This is a genomic window from Arthrobacter sp. efr-133-TYG-104 (assembly GCF_030208915.1).
Taxonomy (GTDB): Bacteria; Actinomycetota; Actinomycetes; order Actinomycetales; family Micrococcaceae; genus Arthrobacter.
Map to the genome: position 1 here is coordinate 109,066 of NZ_JARVTA010000008.1, position 16,906 is coordinate 125,971.

Here is a 16,906-nt window from a genome sequence, read left to right on the forward strand (position 1 = left end):
CCTAATAAATTACCGACCGTTCGTTCAGAATATGCGGAGCGGACGATTTCAGTCAAGCTTTTAGGAGCGTCTACACGGACGGCACGTAATAGGTTTCGGGGTGCAAGGGAATCTTGCCGTCGGGGAACAACGCGTCGGCCTGGGTAGCGTATTGCCGGATCCGGCCAGGTTTGGCGTGGAGGCCCTCGGCCCAGGTCCACGGCACAAGTCCCATGCGGTCGATGTGCGTTTGGTCCGGTCCCGCCACCATGTCGTACGGGAAATCCGAGTACATCACCAAGCGATCCCGGTGATCCGCGCCCAGACCGCGGGTGATGAGGTGGTCCACGTGGTTACCCACCCCGGCCGGACAAAACAGCAGCTCAGCCTGCGTTTGGCTCATGAGCGCAGACACAACGTTCCTTAGCTCGCGGATCAGTGCCATGTCGCCTCTGGCAATCCGACCCAGGGCGATATCAAACCGATAGCTGGGGTAGCGGTGGGTGAACTCCGGGAGGAGCCTGTCCCAGGCGCTGCTCCCCAGCAGGGGTGGCTTGCGCCGGCGTCGGAACAGCGCATCCACCTCGCCGAGATGGATGGATTGGATGCCCATGTCCGCCAGGACTGCCCGGTCCTCCGCCTTCCGGGCCTCGAATAGCTCTCCGGCGTCTGACATGGTGCATTGCCGCAAAAAGGACCGCGCAGCGCGAGTGTGTGGTGCAGGCGTTGCTTCGCTGAACACCGTGGCCACCATGATCCCGCGTCCCCGGGCTTGTGCGTCCATCAGCGCGCCGCAGGACAATACGGCGTCGTCGAGGTGGGGCGAGAGGAACAACCACGGAGCGTCGCCCGCCAGCGAGTGTTCGATTGTTGTTTGATGCGGCACTTATGCCCCTTCCCGACCGCCTGAGTGCATTGCTTCTGACCCGGCTGGCCCCAAAGCCATCAGCGAGTCCCGGTATGACTTAGCCTGCAAGTCGGCGAGCGCGTCCCAGTTGTACCCGGCGGCGAATTCCCGTCCGGTCAACGCCGCGGTCCGCAGCCCAGGGTCCACATAACGCAACGCCATCTCGTCTGCGAAGGCGTTGATGTCAAAGGCATCCACCAGCCAACCCGCACCCCGTGGAACCACATCCCTGAGGCAGGGGATGTCGAACGCGATCACCGGGGTCCCCGTGGCCAGGGCGTCGATGGCCACCAACCCAAAGGTTTCATGCCTTGAAGGCACTACCACCAGCCGCGCATCGCTGAGCGCTTGAAACTTCCTGTCCCCCGACAGCCAGCCAAGCATTCTGATCCGGCCCTCAAGACCGGACTTGCGGATGGCTTCGCGCAGCTTGGCTTCGTCATGCCCGGTCCCCGCGATTAGCAGGTTGGCGTCTATGCGCTCGCTGCACTGCGCCCACGCTTCCAAGAGCAGATCCAGCCCTTTGTGGCCGAACTCAAGACGGCCGAGGAAGAGGATGTCACGCCCGAGCTTGGGTTCCGGTTTCCACGCAGCGGGATCGACTCCGTTTCCGATGACATCCACGTGGACGTTCGGGTTATAGGCCCGCAAGTTGTCAGCAATTCCCTGCGAAACGGAGATGAGCCGGCGATGTTTGCGAACGCCCCACCGTTCAACCCAGTGCAGGGGCAACTTGTATTGCCGTGCTTTGTCACGGGCGTGGAGCCATTGAACGATTCCGATGGTAGGGCGCCGGGTCCAGAGCGGTGCGGCCATGGTGGCAAAGGGCGCGAAGAAGTCCTCCACAACAAGGTCTGCCGCCGAACGGCGTTTGCGCACTTCCCAAGGGAGGCGCACTACGTATCCGAGCAACCTGGTCAACCTGTTTTTTCCGGTGCCGATGCCGATGGGGATATAGCGCACCCTGTCTTGGACGCGCGCCTCCCAACCGGGATAACGGGTGGTCAGTACCGTGACGTCAAACCCCTTCGCTGCGAGGCGGCTGTTGATTTCGTGGGTCCTGACTGACCCGCCGCCCGCTCCGGGCATCCGGGGATCCTCAAATCCCAAGTGCAAAACCCGCATCGTCATTTTTCCGTCCCGTAGTCCTTGGAGGGCACCCCGACGTTGGCCGCTGCCGCGGATTCAAGATCGGCAGGATCCACGTACCAAACAGTGGTTTCACCGTTAGTAGGGCCGGGGGTGGTGATCATCGGGGTGCCATGGGTTTTCAACCAAACGAGCATGGTGGGGTTGGCATATCCGTAGCCCTGGCTGGTGGGCTTGGACTGGGTGAGGATGTAGCTGACGCCGTTTTGTTTCATCAGGGGCGCGGAAGGCCAAATCCCGAACCGCGGATCCGCCCTGTAGGCGAACTGCGCTGTGCTGTTGGTGACGCTGATTCGAGCGTCGGGTGGAAGCTCGGCTTGTATCCAGCCGTTGGCCCTGACGAATCCGTCATCCACGGCCAGTTCGGTGCGGAGCCCCAACACCACGGTGACAAGCACGTAGCAAACGCTGAGGACTGCCAGCGGTCGGCGTGCTTTGGGCCGTCTTTCCCGCAGCTCCACAACAACCAGGACCGAACAGATAGCCCCGGCCACCATGACGCCGTACCCGTATTGTTCCTCGAACGTGCCGAACACTGCACTGTAGGCGCCCGCCGCGCCAAGGCCCAAGCCGGCCAACCCGATCAGACGCCGACCGGCGTAGTGGCTGAAGCACAGGAGGAGCCCCACCAACGGGCACAAGCCCAACAGCGCATAACTTGTACCGAAGCTGCCGCCTTGCTCAATGAGCCGCGAGACCAGGCTCGGGGACCCCTCCGACGTAAATCCCGAGGTCTTCACCGCCCCGGACATGCGCAATACGCCGTTGCTCTTGGCCCACACCCAACTGGGGAAATATCCATTGGCAGTCACAACCAGCAGGTACACCGCATAGGGGACCAACCCGAAGCCGGCCACAGCCAGCCCTTGACGCCACGGGATCGTCTTCTTCCACACAGTGGCAACGAGGACGGGGGCAACGCTGCAAATAAAGAAGAAGTCTTTACACAGCACGGAAATCCCCAGCAGCAGACCGGCGGCAGCAATCCTCAGGAAAGATCGCCTGCTCTTTTGCGCGCCTCTATCCACGAGTAGGAGCAGTCCGATCAGGGCCGGTAGCATCGCCGAAGTTTCCAAGAACGCATGGCTGTTGTTCCTGAGGACGAACGGCTCGAACGCGAGAAGCGCAGCTGTGAGCCATGCCGCCGTCGTACTGGCCAGCTTCCGCACCAGAAGGAAACCCAGACCCACGGTCACGGCACCCAGCGCGGCGTTGAGCCAGCGCAGGTGCAAAGTGACGTCGATGATGGGTCCGGAAATGTTGAACAGTTTGATGGCTGCTGCTTCGAGCAGGAAGTAGCCCGGTGGGTGAAGGAAAAATGGTCCATCCGGCAGCGTGGGGAAGTGCCCGGTGCTGACGGATTCACCGAGTTGGACGTACAACAGCTCATCCACCCACAGTTCAAAACCCTGCTGAAGGCCCAAGGCCCGGACACCGAACGCCCCGGCAACCACGGCAATGAAGGCAACCGCTGCGTTGGAAAACACCCAACTGCCCAAGAACGCCACTCGAACTGTTCGCCGCTCAACATGCTTGGACATACGGCGGCGCCGGGCCCGGCGTCGCCGTCGAATTCTGAGGTCGTTCCAGTACGGCAGCATGCCGCGCTGGTGTGCGAGGACTGCCACCCCGCTGACACCCGACACCAGGAGCCATACCATCGGCTCCAGATGCCCGGCCACAGCGAGGACTACCAGCAACGCCAGGGCAAGGAGCGCAGACCGGCCGACTCCAGTGCCCGGCCCGGCAGTCATCAGGATGGGCCGCGCCAACACCACCATGACGACGGCGGCCGCTACAGACCCGACGGCACAACCGATGCTCAAGCCGAAAACGCCGCCCATCTGCCATCCGCCCCAGAGACCGCCAACAACCAGCAATGACGCGCACACGAGGCCAGCCTGGCAACGACGGTAGGCCCGCATGGCCAATAGCACTGTGGAAAGTCCCATCAACACCGCGTAACCCAGGCCGGCTGCGGCAAGCCACGGCAGGAGTTCCAACGAGCCGTGATATTTCTGCGGAACAATCAAGCCGGCCAGCGACGCCGGCGCGGTGGCGATGATGGCAAAGGCCACCACGGCGAGTTGCCCGAAAGAAGCGAAGGCATCCCTGAGGACGCCGCCTGCGTCCACCCCGGGGGTGCGCAGCAACGGAAAGGCCACCAACGCGGTCCCTGCCGCCACATAAACGGGACCCTTGGCGATCGTTGAGAGAGCCTGGAAACCTGCGGCGGCCACCGATCCGTTGTCCAGAAAGCCCACCAACACCACATCAATGCCCACCAACACCGACACCACGCACAGAACCGATGCGATGTCGCTGGTTTCAGCCCACCGCCATTTTTGGCGCACCACATGCGGACGCCAACGGAGGTCGCGATAGAACGAACGCGGCACCAACAGTCCTCCGGCGGCACCCACGGCGAAGCCCAGGACTGCGCCTCCCGCACCCCAAGCCATCGCAATGACCAACAGGCTGAACATCAGCCTGACCACCACTTCGCCCACGGTCCGCAGGGCGTACCACTTAAAACGCAGTTCGCCCTGAAGCCATCCCTCCTGGGCCGTCACAGCGAAAATGGCGAAAGAACCCAGCGCCACCGAGCCTGCCATGGACGGTTTGCCCAGCGCCAGCGTCAGTCCGCCCGACATGAGGGCAGCCGCAGCACCAGCCAGGCACGACACAAAAACCGAGAAGGCAATCCCGTCGCGCCTGCCTTCAGAACCCTCGGGATAAGCGGCCACAACATGCGAAAGCGGTAGGGGGACCAAGGCCGCGGCCACGATACCCACAATCCCGACCATCATTGAGGCTGAGGCGAACAATGTGTAGTCGGCTGTGCCCAGCATGTTGGCCATCAAGAGGGTGCAGGCATAACTTACGAGGCCAACTACTCCCGCAGAGACAGCCAGGACACCGCTGTTGCCGGCTATGTCCACCGTGCTGTCCGGTGTGCTGTCCCTGCCCTGCGCTGTTGCCCGCTCCCGCACAGCAGTGGTCACGACGTGATCCTTAACCTCCACCAACAAATTAGCGCTACTGACCGTCGACGGCGTCGACAGGAGAGAATGCGCTTCCAGGCCCGGCGAGGAGCGTGTTCGGGCCCGCTGGACGGAGCTGCACCCCTTCGCCGCCGATCCTTGTCACGGCAGCGAAGGCTTCGAATTCGTCGCGCCCCCTCATCAACACCGATACGTAGCTCCCCCCAATCACCGCAACCTCGTCCGTTGGGCGCAGGATGGTATCCAGATCCGCTTCGGCGGGCAGATCGAACTGCGCCAACGTGGACAGATCCGAGTGGCTGGCGCGTGGATCTCCACCCTCGCGCAACAACTTTTCTTCTTCGAGGAGCGCCCCGGTGAGCAGCCTTGCACTCCTGTCCCACGTGAAGCATCCGGCCCATTCGCGGCACTCCGCGGCCATCACGCTGGCCGTTCGCGGTGCGGCCAAAGCCCACACGGCGTCGATCATTGCATTTGCGAATTCCCGAGGCGCGTCCACAAGCCATCCGGTCCTGCCTTCAACAACTGAGTCCCGGATGCCAGGAACTCGTATGGCCAAGCAAGGCACACCCCACGCGGCCGCCTCGATCACCGAACATCCCCATCCCTCCGAAGCCGAGGTGGACGCGGTCAACCATGCCCTGCCCAACAACTCATCCCGAACTGCGTCGGGTTGATAACCGTGGAACGTCACGGCGTCGTCGAGGCCCAGGTCCATGGCCAGCTGTTGCAGGCGTGACCGCTCGGGACCGTCACCAACAAGGTCCAAACGCAGTTTCGGCACAGTCCGCACGGCAACGGCGAACTGCCCCAACAACAGGTCCAGCCTCTTATGCGGCACTAAACGGCTCACGACGGCGATGGTCGGCTCAGTCGCCCGCTCTGCCACCAATGGAGGAATGTCGATGCTGCCGTTAGGCACCACGTGGATGGGTCCGGAAAATCCGAGCTTCCGCAATTCCAAACGCGTTGACGGCGAAACGGCGACGATGGAGCGCTGGCCGTACACCGTCTTGGCGCCGGCGCTCTCCAGGAAACGTCCCACCGCAGCCATGGGTGGGGAAAATTTTGTCCGGAACTGTTCTTGGTGGACGTGATGGACCACTTGGACGATGGGCGTAGTGCGCGGTAAGAACAATGGGGAGAAAAACGGGATCCCGTTTTGGCAGTCAACAACGGCATCGTAATTCGCTCCGCCGCGGAGCATCTTGAGCGCTGCCTGGCCGTAAATCGACAAGGGGCCTCCCCCGCGCAGTATCCGGATCCCGTCGATGACGTCCTCCGCAGCCTGGCCCGAGTCACGCCCGGTAAACCACGTAACCTGAACTCCGTTTTGCACCCATCTACGTGAGATCTGGTGCATGTACTGTTCGGCGCCACCAGCCTGGGAATGCTGGATGTCGCGCCAGTTGAGGACCAGCACATGCTTGCCGGCAAGTTGTGCCGGGGAGTTCATGTCCGTTGTGGCATAGGTCATGCTGATGCTTTCTGGAGTTGAATCACGGAGGCGAAACTGGCCACGCCATCCTGGAAGGGGCGGAACGTTGACCTAGCTCCGTCAGTCCAGGCAACCGGGAGCTCCACGATGCGCGCCTCATTGTTCTGGAGGCGCAAAAGGAGCTCAACGTCAAAGGCGAAACCGGTGCTGCGGCACTGCACCATTGCCGCCGTCAAGGCGTCCCGTTCAAAGAATTTGAAGCCACATTGGGTGTCTTGGATGCCCTTGACCTTTGCTTTGGTCAGCACGCGGAACGCCGTTCCGCCCACCCTGCGCCCCAGATGCTGTGGACGCACCACGGTAGAGCCCTCCGCATGGCGGGACGCAATCACCGCCGCGGCCCCATCCTCGAGGAGGGACATCGTCTCTGTGAGGGTTTCCAAAGGAGTAGCGAGGTCTGCGTCAAAGAAGCCGGTAAACCTGGACGTTCCGCTCAGTAGGCCACGCCGGACAGCTGCTCCCTTTCCCCGCAGGGAGCAACCCACCAAGGAGATAGGTACCACGGCGCCTGTGTCGCGGGAGATACGCCGCACCACCGCCGCCGTCTCGTCCACGCTGCCGTTGTCCACCACCACAATGCGTGAGGACCATGATTGGTTGGCGAGGAAATCCACCGTTTGTACCAAGGTATTCGGAATTCTCGTTGCCTCGTTGTACGCAGGAATCACAACTTCCAAATCCACTGGCGAGCGCCGCAACGTCTCCGGATGCTGCCGGGCTTGCAGGCGCACCCGTTTTCCAACGTGGACACTGGGTGATTGAAGCGGGACCATCTGAACCTCCAACTCTTCGGAACGGAAAGGGCACAAACCGTGCTCGCCTATACTGAGTGGCACCCCAGCGCAAGTCATGACGCGAGAGTGTTGGTTCCCTGCTAAGTCGTGGACAGCTATCGCTAGCGGTGGCCCCCGTCCGGCGCTCTGAGCGAAATTCCGGTTCGGTGTCAGGGGCCCTCTATAGAGTGGCCACATGAGCCAGACTTCCTCCGCACCTGCCGCTGATACGGAACCGTCAATCCAGCCTCCCGTCGCCAAGCGTGTTCCCACGCGCCGCGAACACCATGGAGATGTGTTCGTGGACAACTACGAGTGGCTGCGGGACAAGGAATCGGAGGAGGTCATCGCACACCTCCGGGCTGAGAACGCTTACCAGGAAGCGCAGACGGCGCATCAGGAGCCGCTTCGTGAGGCCATGTTCCAGGAAATCAAGGGACGCACGCAGGAGACTGACCTGTCCGTGCCCAGCCGCAAGGATGGGTGGTGGTATTACAGCAGGTCCGTGGAAGGCATGGAGTACAGCATCCAGTGCCGCGTCCAAGCGCAAAACACCGGTGACCGCGTGGCTGACTGGACTCCCCCCACTGTGGAGGCGGGCCTGGAGCTTCCGGGGGAACAGATCATCCTGGACGGCAACCTCGAGGCTGAAGGCAAGCCCTTCTTCAGTGTCGGCGGCGCTGCCGTGACTGTGGACGGCAATCTCTACGCCTACGCAGTGGATAACGCAGGGGACGAGCGCTTCACGCTACGCATCAAGGATCTGCGCACGGGCGAGCTCCTGCCCGACGTCATCGAGAACATTTTTTACGGCGTCGCCTTCTCCCCTGACGGCACCCGCATCTTCTACACCCTCGCCGATGATTCGTGGCGTCCGTACCAGGTGAAGGCCCACGTTTTGGGCACACCCGTTTCCGAGGACAAGGTTCTTTATCAAGAGGACGACGTCGCCATGTGGCTCGGTTTCGAACTCGCCTCGGATCGCCGTCACCTGGTGCTCAGCATCGGCTGCTCCGAGTTCAGCGAGACCCGCGTGTTGCGCTTCGACGATCCCGACGCCGGGTTGACCACCGTTATCTCACGTGACGAACGCATCCTCTACGACGCCGAACCCTTCCTGCTGGAGGGCCGCGAAACGCTGCTCCTGACCCACAATAAGGACGCCATCAACTCGATGGTCAGCCTCGTGGATCCAGCCGAGCTCACCAAGCCGCTCGCCGAGCAGCACTGGCGTACCGTCGTCGATCATTCCGACGACGTCCGCGTCAACGGCGCGGGCCTTACCTCAACCCATCTGGTGCTGTCCGTCCGCAAGGACACCATTGAGCGCGTTCAGGTGCTGCCGCTTGCAGGGCTGGGAACCGAAGGGCAACAGGCACCGGTGGAGCCTTCGTTCGACGAAGAGCTGTATACGGCCGGGGTTTCCGGCTCTGACTACGACGCCCCGGTAATCCGCATGGGCTACACGTCCTACTTCACGCCGTCGCGCGTCTATGACTTCGTCCTGCCTACCTCCGGCGAGCCCCACGGCCAGTTGCTGCTCCGCAAGGAAAGCCCCGTTCTGGGCGGCTACTCGCGTGCGGATTATGTGGCCACCCGCGAATGGGCCACGGCCGACGACGGCACCCGCGTGCCGCTGTCCGTGCTCCGGCACGCATCGGTACAGCAGGACGGCGCTTCTGCCGGCTTGGTGTATGGCTACGGCTCCTACGAAGTGAGCATGGACCCGGGTTTCGGGGTGGCCCGATTGTCGCTGCTGGATCGCGGGATCGTGATGGTGATCGCCCACATCCGCGGGGGTGGCGAGTTGGGCCGCCATTGGTATGACCAGGGTAAGAAGCTCAGCAAGAAGAACACTTTCTCCGACTTCATCGCCGCCACCGACTGGCTCGCAGGTTCAGGGTGGGTGGACCCTGCCCGCATAGCTGCAATGGGCGGATCAGCCGGAGGCCTTCTGATGGGCGCTATCGCCAACATGGCGCCCGAAAAATACGCGGCAGTGGTGGCCCAAGTGCCCTTTGTGGATGCGCTGACCACCATCCTGGACCCGGACCTTCCTCTCTCCGCCTTGGAATGGGAGGAATGGGGTAACCCGATCACAGACCCCGAGGTGTATGCCTACATGAAGTCCTACACTCCGTACGAGAATGTGCGGGCCGTGGACTATCCCAAGATTGCCGCCGTCACCTCGTTCAATGACACCAGGGTGCTGTACGTGGAGCCGGCCAAATGGGTCCAGGAGCTACGTTCGGTGACCACCGGGGCAGAGCCGGTGGTCATGAAGATTGAGATGGACGGCGGTCACGGAGGGGCGTCCGGGAGGTACGTCCAGTGGCGGGAACGGGCCTGGGACTACGCGTTCGTAGCCGATGCCTTGGGCGCCACCGCCCTGTTGCCCGGGGCCGGGCTGAAGTAAGAGCTGCTGAAGTAGGACTCAGGCCTGCCGGGCCCGCAGGACGGCGTAATATCCGGGGATCACGTCCGAGGAGTGGGGGTTGGTGAGGGGGCGGGTCTCGATATGGGCCTCGCCCTCCGACAAGAGATCCCAGTTGGCCGCCGGGAAGGCTTTGGTTCGCTGCGGTGCACCGAAATGTCCGGGCATGGGCAACCCGCGGATGGCCCACTCCAGCGGCTCCGGAATGGAATTCCGGGTGGCGCCCAGGTGGCTTACGTAGTCCACGGGAGTGCCCCGGAAGTTGGTTTCGGCCAGGAAGACGCTGCCCCGGGATCCGATGACGGGACGCAGGTTCTCGGCCAACGCAGCGCGCCCCTCGCGGTCCAGGACGTGCAGCACTCCCCGGATAAAAACGTTGGCTTCGCCCTTCCAGCCGGCGGCTTCGAGCGCCGTCGCTACGGTGCCCGCCGCGTCAGGTGCCGTCATGTCGCACACGGCAAACGACGTCGTCGTCATTCCTGCGGACTCCTGACGGGCGCGTTCCACAGCGTTAGCGGAATAGTCGAGTCCCAGCGCGTGCGGGAAATGCCGGGCCAGGAGGCGGGTGAAGCTGCCATTGCCACACCCAACGTCCACCACGGGAAGCGCCGGGTCCAGTTGGGCCAGGATGGGGAGGTAGCCGTTGAGTTCATGGTCGCTGCCGGAATCCCACAGGACATCACCGCCGGCTCCAGTAGACCGTACGTCGCCCCAGTACTTATCCCACGCAGTGGAGGCATCTTTAGGCGCGGAAGAAGAGAGCCTGATAAGGCGAGGTACCAGCAGGTACTTCCTGAGACCGGAGAACATGATCTAAATATAAGGGTCCTTACACGCCCACCAGCCACTCCAGGGCCTCTGTCTCGGACGTAAAGAACTTGGTAGGGCACGGCGCTTTCATGATGCCCAGGAAGAAATTGGCGATGACCCTGTCCACGGGTGAGGCGCCAAGCAGTGCGATCCGCGATGCCTGGCAGGGCTTGGCGAACACCGAACGGGCACCCCTCGTGACGTCGTCGGTGGTGGCCATGTCCACGATCATCGGGTGCCGGTTGGTGCCGGAGAGTTCGTTAACCCGATCCATGGCCCTTTGGGCGTCCGGTTCCTTGATCCTTGCACCCCGGGGCCAGGTCAGGCGCAAATAACCGGGATCTTGGAGCTTAAGCTCAAACGCGACCTCTTGCTGGTTTGGTGTTGCTTCGGGCTTCACTATTCTCCTCGATTGCAGTCTGCCTCAAGGCTGACTAATCCGCGGGCCAAAGTAAAGGCGCAGGTAAACACTCATGCGGCTTGTTCAGCGACGAACCTCCGTACAGGCCTGCCGCTGATAGTGTGTTGGCAAATCCGCAATTCGGGTGGTCGATATTGTCTTGGAGGTGGTTCTGTGGGCCCGACTGGCTCCAATGCGCAGCACGCTCCTCTTGCTGTGGTGGCAGATTCAGACCAGGACCGCCTGGGAGCAAGCACAACTGCGCTGACGTCAGCGGGTTTCGAGGTACTTTCGGCGCGTGACCCTGCCTCGCTTGCGGCCTTGATCAACGCACGGACGCCGTCGGTGATCGTGGTCGAAAACGCATTGGCCGACAGCCTCCACAATCCTGGAGCGCCCATCCTCCTGCTCGTTGGGCCGGAAGACTCCGTGGATCCGAAGACCGTGGAGGCCTGGCGCCAGGCGGACTATATATTCAGCCCGGTGCGCAATGACGAACTGGTCCAGCGGGTCAAAGCCCTGGTGGGCCGTGCAGCCGAACGTGTCCGGAACCGCAGCAAGGTCGAGGCCCTGCGCGAAAACCTCCGTAACGTTTCGGCGGCGATCCGGGAAACCAATGATCCACAAATAATCGCCAACCATGTTGTCCGCGGGTTCGGCAGGGCCTTGGATGTGGACCACGTATGGTTCGCGACGTTCCGCGATGAACGGGTCCCCCTGATCCGCGCCCAATGTAACCGGTCCGGCCTTCCCCAGCTCCCCGCCAAGCTCGGCCCCAGTGAAGAGACCATCATTGAGGTATCCAACCGGTTGTGGGCCGAGGCAGAAGTCCTTGCCGTGACCGATCACCGCGAAGAGCCCGATTCCCGGATCACCAAGGCCCTGCACGAATGGGCGGAGGAGCTCCACCCCATTTCCACAGTGCTGCTCCCTGTAGGCGAGGGCAGCTCCGCCCTGGGTGTCATCTTGCTTGCCACCGTGCAGGAGAGGCACCCGTGGACCAGTGCCGAAATCGCCCTTATGCAGCACGTGGCGGGGAACGTAGCCCATGGACTGATCCAGGGCCACCTCATTGGCGCCCAACAGCGCGTTCTTCACCAGTTGAGGCAATTGGACAAAGCCAAAACAGACTTCCTCGCCACGGTGAACCACGAACTCCGCACTCCGCTTACCTCCATCACGGCCTACCTGGACATGATCCGTGACGGCGCCGGCGGACCGGTTCCGGAGGGCATCAGCAGCATGCTCGACGTCGTAACCCGCAACTCGGACAGGCTCCGCACGCTCATCGAGGACATGCTTACGGTGTCCATGCAGGACGCCAGCAACCTGGACCTTAAACCTGTGGACATCGCCAAACTGCTCCAAGTGGTGGTGGCAACTTTGCGCCCCTTGGCTGAATCCCGGCACATCTCGGTGTCCTTCTCGGAGGCGTCGGAGGACGTGGAGATCACAGCTGACGAAGCAAAGCTTGAACAGGTCTTCACGAACATCGTTGCCAACGCCATCAAGTTCACGCCCGAGGGCGGCCAGGTGGGGATCACCAGTTCAGTGACCGCCTCCAACGGCGGGCCAACCTCTGCGGTGGTACGCATCGCCGACACTGGGCTTGGTATCCCGGCGCACGATCTGCCGCACATTTTCACCCGCTTCTACCGCGCCTCCAACGCCACATCGGCAGCCGTTCCCGGGAGTGGACTGGGCTTGGCGATCGCACACGACATCATCAGCCGCCACATGGGCAAAATGGTGTTCGACTCCACGCTGGGTACCGGGACCACAGTGTCCGTGGAGCTTCCCGTTGGTGGTCCCTAGCCACGCTTTCGCAACACAGCGCCCTTGGAGGAACAATTAACACAACGATGCCCCGGGTGGTCACCCGGGGCATCGTGCTGTTTCATCAGCCTGTCAGGACAGGCCGTCCTATCCCCAATTAGTTCGGCCACCACCCAATCGTCGTGGTATTCGTCTTGGTGGTGGTCATGCTGTTCGGCCACCATCCGATTGCCGTGGTGTTGGTTTCCTGGGTTGGCGCGGCATTGGCCGGAGCAACGAATCCTGCTACCGCCAAAATGCCTGCCATGAGCAGGGTTACTGCAAATTTCTTCATCCGCTGTGCCCTTTCAAACTGATGCGAACTTCAGTATGTGATATGTAAAAACGTCACCCCGCAAACTATACGAGCTTTTGTCCATCTTTGACATGGATAATGAGCACATGCAGAGTCCGCAGTTAGCCCCCCACCTGGTCGCCGGGCTCGCTGCCCGCGCCAAATGGAAAGAGCGGGGCTTTGACGACGCGTATCGCTTGGCCGGTGAAGCCGCGCATCTTGCCCAGGCCGCCGGTGATCACCTCTTGTGGTGGAATATGCTCTACCTCCAAGCTGAGTGTCTGAGGGACCAGGGAAACATTGAGCAATACCTGAAGCTGGCTACGGATCTGAACAACCTCCAGTTGACTGCCACTTCGCCCGAGCTCGGCGCGAAGGCCGGCACCCTGTTGGCCGTTGCTTTGCAGGGCTCGGGCCGGCTTCCGGAAGCCGCTGAGGTGGCGTCCGCGGCTGCGCAACTGGCTGCCCCGGATCCCGAACTTCTTTATGTCCAGGTGCTCGCCCAGCGTGCTTTGATCGCCGCTTTGGCCGAAAGCAGACGCCTGGAGGACGCCTGGCGGGAATGCCTCGTTCTGGAAACACTCCTGACGGATGAAGTTGACGAGGATACAGCCGGAAAGGGGTACTGGGTGATCGGGAACGTAGCCTTCCTCACCGATCACGTCTCAGAGGGCGTTCGTTATCACGATCAGGCTGCCGAATGGCTTTCGCCGTCAAAAGACGTCGATTTATGGGCCCGCTTCAATCGGGCATCGGCCGAAATGCGACTACAGGCAAAACTCAACGACGCAGCAACGCTTCGATGCATTGAGCGTGCGGAACTGGCCACGGATATCGTGGGAGGATCCGACCGGGACGATTTGGAAATGGCGCTGGTTAGGGCACACTGGAATTTCCTCATTCAAGACATCCCCGAGGCGTTGGGAATTCTTGAACCGCTGTGTGCCCAATCCTCCATCCTGGCCACCCAAACGGCCGCCGAAGCGCATTTCCTCTTGGCGCGGGCGTTGGTGGAAGCAGGACGGCGCGACGACGCCGTGGCAACCTTCGAGGAAACGGCGCGGCTGTTCGACGAGGCCGCACTACCGGAGCGGAGCGCCGCAGTTCGCGAACACCTGCTGCATATCGATGACCGGCCGAACAGGCCCTATGGGGAGTGACCATGTCTGAGGAAACCGCGTACTCCGCGGATGACCCCCGCCTGGGCCTCCTCTTGGAGGGCATCGTCAGGTTGGCTGCGGGAGACCTGGAAACGAGGATCGAGGTCTCAGCTGCGCGCGATGAGATCGACGCCGTAATCATGGGAACCAACCTGTTGGCCGAGGACCTCCAGATCATCTATGAGGAGCTCGAACAGCGGGTGGAAGCCCGCACCCAGCAGCTCAACGATGCCCGCTTGGCAATGCAACACATGGCCATGACCGATCCCCTGACCGGATTGAGCAACCGATCTGCTTTCTCTGCTGCCCTGGCGGAGGCCCAAGCCGCCGAGCTCGAAACGAGCACCAAGCCGGCGATCCTTCTCCTGGACATGGACGGGTTCAAGGCCATCAACGACTCTTTGGGCCACACCATCGGGGACAAAGTACTGGAGGCCATCGCCCGCCGGATCTCCGGAGCAGTCCGGGAACAAGACATGGTGGCCCGCATGGGCGGCGATGAGTTTGCTGTTCTTTTGCCGGGCGTATCCCCTGCCATGGCTGCTTCAGTCGGAAACCGGATCTTGGCGGCTTTGGACGGCCCTATAGAGATCGAAGGCCACCACCTTCGGTGTGGGGCCAGCATGGGCCTGCGCATGGCTGATCCAGGCGTCAGCGCCGATGACTTGATGATGGAAGTCGACATCGCCATGTACGAATCCAAAGCGGACGGGCGGGGGAAGCTCAAGGCATTCGAGCCGTCCATGTTGCACGTACGGCAAATGCGCAACCAGCTGGTGGCCGAGCTCAAAGACGCAATTGCAGGCTCGCAATTGGTGCTGTACTACCAGCCGATCATCCGCTTGGACACCCGGGAAATAGAGGGCGTCGAGGCGTTGGTCCGCTGGAACCACCCCACGCGTGGAATCGTCATGCCGGACGAGTTCATCCCTATCGCCGAGGAGACTGGGATGATCTCGGAATTGGGCGGTTGGGTGCTGCGCGCCGCCGTCGAGCAATTGAAGCTATGGCGCAGCGACCCCCTGACGTCAAGCCATAACTTCTCTATGCGTATCAACGTTTCGGCTCCCGACCTGCAAAGGCTTGAGTTCGTGGAAGAGGTGCGGGAAGCCCTGTCGGCGTCCGGGCTGGACCCTTCCGCCCTTGTCCTTGAGCTGACGGAAAGCGCCGTTATCCAGGGGAACGCCCTGGACCGCTACACGCTGAGCAGCCTGCAGCGGCTCGGTGTGGGGCTGGAGATCGATGACTTCGGCACAGGGTACTCGTCCATCAGCTACCTCCGGCAGCTGCCTGTGGACGCCGTGAAGGTGGACAGGACCTTGCTTGCCGCCCTAGGCAGTGATCCCTCCCAGCCAGCCCTTCTGGCCGCAGTGCTGCAACTGATCCGGGCATGCGGACTGAATGCCGTGTGGGAGGGTATTGAAACGGAGGAACAAGCCGATTACCTCCTGAGCATCGGCTGCACAAGCGGCCAGGGGTATTACTTCAGCAGACCGCTGCCCGAAGCTGAGCTGACTGAACAACTGAAACTCCATAAGTCATGGCCGATTGAGTCCTGAGTCCTGCCTGCCCCGCCATTCGGCGTCGAGGATCGCGTAAATATTCTCCGTTGCCCATTGGCCCTTGTAATGCCAGTTATCCACCAGGGCGGCCTCCAAGCGCATGCCCAATCGTTGGCAAATTCCGGCTGAGCCCGTGTTGAGGGCATCGAGTTTCGCGTCGACGCGGTGGAAGGCGAGCTGGCCGAAGGCCAAATCCAGGACAGCTTCGGCGGCCTCGGTAGCGATCCCTTGGCCGCGGGCATCCGGATGCAGAATCCAGCCGATCTCACCTTGGCCTGTCCCCTCAAGCCACTTCAGGACAATCTCGCCCTGCAACCCGGGCCGGTCCTTCCGCTCAATCGCCAGGCAAACCCAGTCCCCCTCCCCTGTGAACTGGAAGTTTGCGTACCGCCCGAGGACTTCCATGGACCGGGTCCTGCTGAGCTCGTTGCGGAAGAGGAAGCGGGCAGTCTCCGGAAGCGACTGGTAGCCGTGGAACCGGTCCAGGTCTTCGGCTTCAAAGCGCCGCAGGACCAGCCGCTCCGTGGTGATGGGAAGTTCGATATCGGGCATGTCATAGAGGCTACTAGGCCGTCCCGGAACTTGGTCCAGTCTTGACAGTTCAAGCGATCTGGGATTACCTAATGAACATTCGGTAAATAAAGCTGGAGGCAATGACGCATGGTGGAAACAACCCTTTCCGGTGCATCGCACCACATCCTGGCCAACGACCCCGCGTCGGAATGGATGGGGATCGAGGTCCTCAAGATCGACGACGGCCACGCCACCATCCGCATGACGCTCCGCCACGAGATGCTCAACGGTTTCGGCATGGCGCACGGCGGAATGATCTTCGCCTTCGGTGACACGGCCTTCGCCTTGGCCTGCAACCCGGCGAACCCCACCCCCGAGGAATCCTCCACCATCACAGTGGCGTCCGGCGTCGACATTAACTTCATCAAGCCGGCGTTCCGAGGCCAAGCGATCACCGCCGTCGCCAATCGCCGCGCCAGTGCCGGCCGAAGCGGGCTTTACGACATCCAGATTTACGCCGCCACGCCCGGCACCACTCCAGACGGTACCCCCGGGGAACTCATCGCCGAGTTCCGTGGACGCAGCCGCACCATCTCCAAGAAGTAG

14 protein-coding genes are annotated in these 16,906 nt (G+C 62.0%); 5 read left to right on the forward strand and 9 right to left on the reverse strand.

All coding sequences use genetic code 11. The features are described 5' to 3' along the window. Positions 1-70 precede the first annotated feature (70 nt). The 5 genes from QRN04_RS08095 to QRN04_RS08115 are packed head-to-tail and all read right to left on the reverse strand — an operon-like array spanning position 71 to position 7,311. A complete protein-coding gene (locus tag QRN04_RS08095) occupies positions 71-865 on the reverse strand; it encodes a PIG-L deacetylase family protein (RefSeq protein ID WP_284975502.1) in 795 nt (264 codons plus the stop codon). Continuing rightward, positions 866-2,017, reverse strand: coding sequence for a glycosyltransferase family 4 protein (locus tag QRN04_RS08100; protein WP_284975503.1), 1,152 nt, complete (start codon positions 2,015-2,017; stop codon positions 866-868). After that, positions 2,014-5,040 (reverse strand): polysaccharide biosynthesis protein, encoded by a 3,027-nt coding sequence (locus QRN04_RS08105; RefSeq protein ID WP_284975504.1) that lies wholly within the window; start codon positions 5,038-5,040, stop codon positions 2,014-2,016. The genes QRN04_RS08100 and QRN04_RS08105 overlap by 4 nt, the downstream gene beginning before the upstream one ends. Before the next feature lie 34 nt (positions 5,041-5,074). Continuing rightward, the gene (locus tag QRN04_RS08110) at positions 5,075-6,517 is read right to left on the reverse strand and encodes a glycosyltransferase family 4 protein (RefSeq protein WP_284975505.1); all 1,443 of its coding nucleotides are present in this window, start codon (positions 6,515-6,517) and stop codon (positions 5,075-5,077) included. Continuing rightward, complete coding sequence (locus tag QRN04_RS08115; protein WP_284975506.1) at positions 6,514-7,311, reverse strand: glycosyltransferase; 798 nt, start codon at positions 7,309-7,311, stop codon at positions 6,514-6,516. The genes QRN04_RS08110 and QRN04_RS08115 overlap by 4 nt, the downstream gene beginning before the upstream one ends. Before the next feature lie 196 nt (positions 7,312-7,507). Between QRN04_RS08115 and QRN04_RS08120 the strand changes: the two genes are divergently transcribed. Then, entirely contained in the window at positions 7,508-9,727 is a 2,220-nt protein-coding gene (locus QRN04_RS08120; protein ID WP_284975507.1) for a S9 family peptidase, read from the forward strand. An 18-nt stretch (positions 9,728-9,745) separates the two neighbouring features. Here the strand turns inward: QRN04_RS08120 and QRN04_RS08125 are convergent, their stop codons facing one another. Next, positions 9,746-10,555 carry a class I SAM-dependent methyltransferase gene (locus QRN04_RS08125; RefSeq protein ID WP_284975508.1) on the reverse strand — a complete coding sequence of 270 codons (810 nt, stop codon included), beginning with the start codon at positions 10,553-10,555 and terminating at the stop codon, positions 9,746-9,748. A 19-nt stretch (positions 10,556-10,574) separates the two neighbouring features. Then, positions 10,575-10,955 carry a DUF7793 family protein gene (locus tag QRN04_RS08130; RefSeq protein ID WP_284975509.1) on the reverse strand — a complete coding sequence of 127 codons (381 nt, stop codon included), beginning with the start codon at positions 10,953-10,955 and terminating at the stop codon, positions 10,575-10,577. A gap of 219 nt (positions 10,956-11,174) precedes the next feature. On the opposite strand from QRN04_RS08130, the gene QRN04_RS08135 reads away from it, so the two are divergent. Further along, positions 11,175-12,770 carry an ATP-binding protein gene (locus tag QRN04_RS08135; protein ID WP_284975510.1) on the forward strand — a complete coding sequence of 532 codons (1,596 nt, stop codon included), beginning with the start codon at positions 11,175-11,177 and terminating at the stop codon, positions 12,768-12,770. A 118-nt stretch (positions 12,771-12,888) separates the two neighbouring features. Here the strand turns inward: QRN04_RS08135 and QRN04_RS08140 are convergent, their stop codons facing one another. Next, on the reverse strand, positions 12,889-13,065 hold the full coding sequence (locus QRN04_RS08140) for a hypothetical protein (RefSeq protein ID WP_284975511.1): 177 nt from the start codon (positions 13,063-13,065) through the stop codon (positions 12,889-12,891). 107 nt (positions 13,066-13,172) lie between these two features. Between QRN04_RS08140 and QRN04_RS08145 the strand changes: the two genes are divergently transcribed. Together QRN04_RS08145 and QRN04_RS08150 are read left to right on the forward strand one after the other, a co-directional pair. Continuing rightward, on the forward strand, positions 13,173-14,225 hold the full coding sequence (locus tag QRN04_RS08145; RefSeq protein ID WP_284975512.1) for a hypothetical protein: 1,053 nt from the start codon (positions 13,173-13,175) through the stop codon (positions 14,223-14,225). Between the two features lie 2 nt (positions 14,226-14,227). Then, on the forward strand, positions 14,228-15,784 hold the full coding sequence (locus QRN04_RS08150) for a putative bifunctional diguanylate cyclase/phosphodiesterase (RefSeq protein ID WP_284975513.1): 1,557 nt from the start codon (positions 14,228-14,230) through the stop codon (positions 15,782-15,784). Here the strand turns inward: QRN04_RS08150 and QRN04_RS08155 are convergent. Continuing rightward, positions 15,764-16,339: a GNAT family N-acetyltransferase gene (locus QRN04_RS08155; RefSeq protein ID WP_284975514.1), complete on the reverse strand. Its 576-nt coding sequence runs from the start codon at positions 16,337-16,339 to the stop codon at positions 15,764-15,766. The two genes, QRN04_RS08150 and QRN04_RS08155, sit on opposite strands and share 21 nt — an antisense overlap. 108 nt (positions 16,340-16,447) lie before the next feature. On the opposite strand from QRN04_RS08155, the gene QRN04_RS08160 reads away from it, so the two are divergent. Then, complete coding sequence (locus QRN04_RS08160) at positions 16,448-16,906, forward strand: hotdog fold thioesterase (RefSeq protein ID WP_284975515.1); 459 nt, start codon at positions 16,448-16,450, stop codon at positions 16,904-16,906.

What these genes read in the sequence shown, in the direction of transcription:
- QRN04_RS08100 (WP_284975503.1), bottom strand. Translation starts at nt 2,017, where the DNA reads ATGACGATGCGGGTTTTGCACTTGGGATTTGAGGATCCCCGGATGCCC.
- QRN04_RS08110 (WP_284975505.1), bottom strand. Translation starts at nt 6,517, where the DNA reads ATGACCTATGCCACAACGGACATGAACTCCCCGGCACAACTTGCCGGC.
- QRN04_RS08115 (WP_284975506.1), bottom strand. Translation starts at nt 7,311, where the DNA reads ATGGTCCCGCTTCAATCACCCAGTGTCCACGTTGGAAAACGGGTGCGC.
- QRN04_RS08120 (WP_284975507.1), top strand. Translation starts at nt 7,508, where the DNA reads ATGAGCCAGACTTCCTCCGCACCTGCCGCTGATACGGAACCGTCAATC.
- QRN04_RS08125 (WP_284975508.1), bottom strand. Translation starts at nt 10,555, where the DNA reads ATGTTCTCCGGTCTCAGGAAGTACCTGCTGGTACCTCGCCTTATCAGG.
- QRN04_RS08140 (WP_284975511.1), bottom strand. Translation starts at nt 13,065, where the DNA reads ATGAAGAAATTTGCAGTAACCCTGCTCATGGCAGGCATTTTGGCGGTA.
- QRN04_RS08145 (WP_284975512.1), top strand. Translation starts at nt 13,173, where the DNA reads ATGCAGAGTCCGCAGTTAGCCCCCCACCTGGTCGCCGGGCTCGCTGCC.
- QRN04_RS08150 (WP_284975513.1), top strand. Translation starts at nt 14,228, where the DNA reads ATGTCTGAGGAAACCGCGTACTCCGCGGATGACCCCCGCCTGGGCCTC.
- QRN04_RS08155 (WP_284975514.1), bottom strand. Translation starts at nt 16,339, where the DNA reads ATGCCCGATATCGAACTTCCCATCACCACGGAGCGGCTGGTCCTGCGG.
- QRN04_RS08160 (WP_284975515.1), top strand. Translation starts at nt 16,448, where the DNA reads ATGGTGGAAACAACCCTTTCCGGTGCATCGCACCACATCCTGGCCAAC.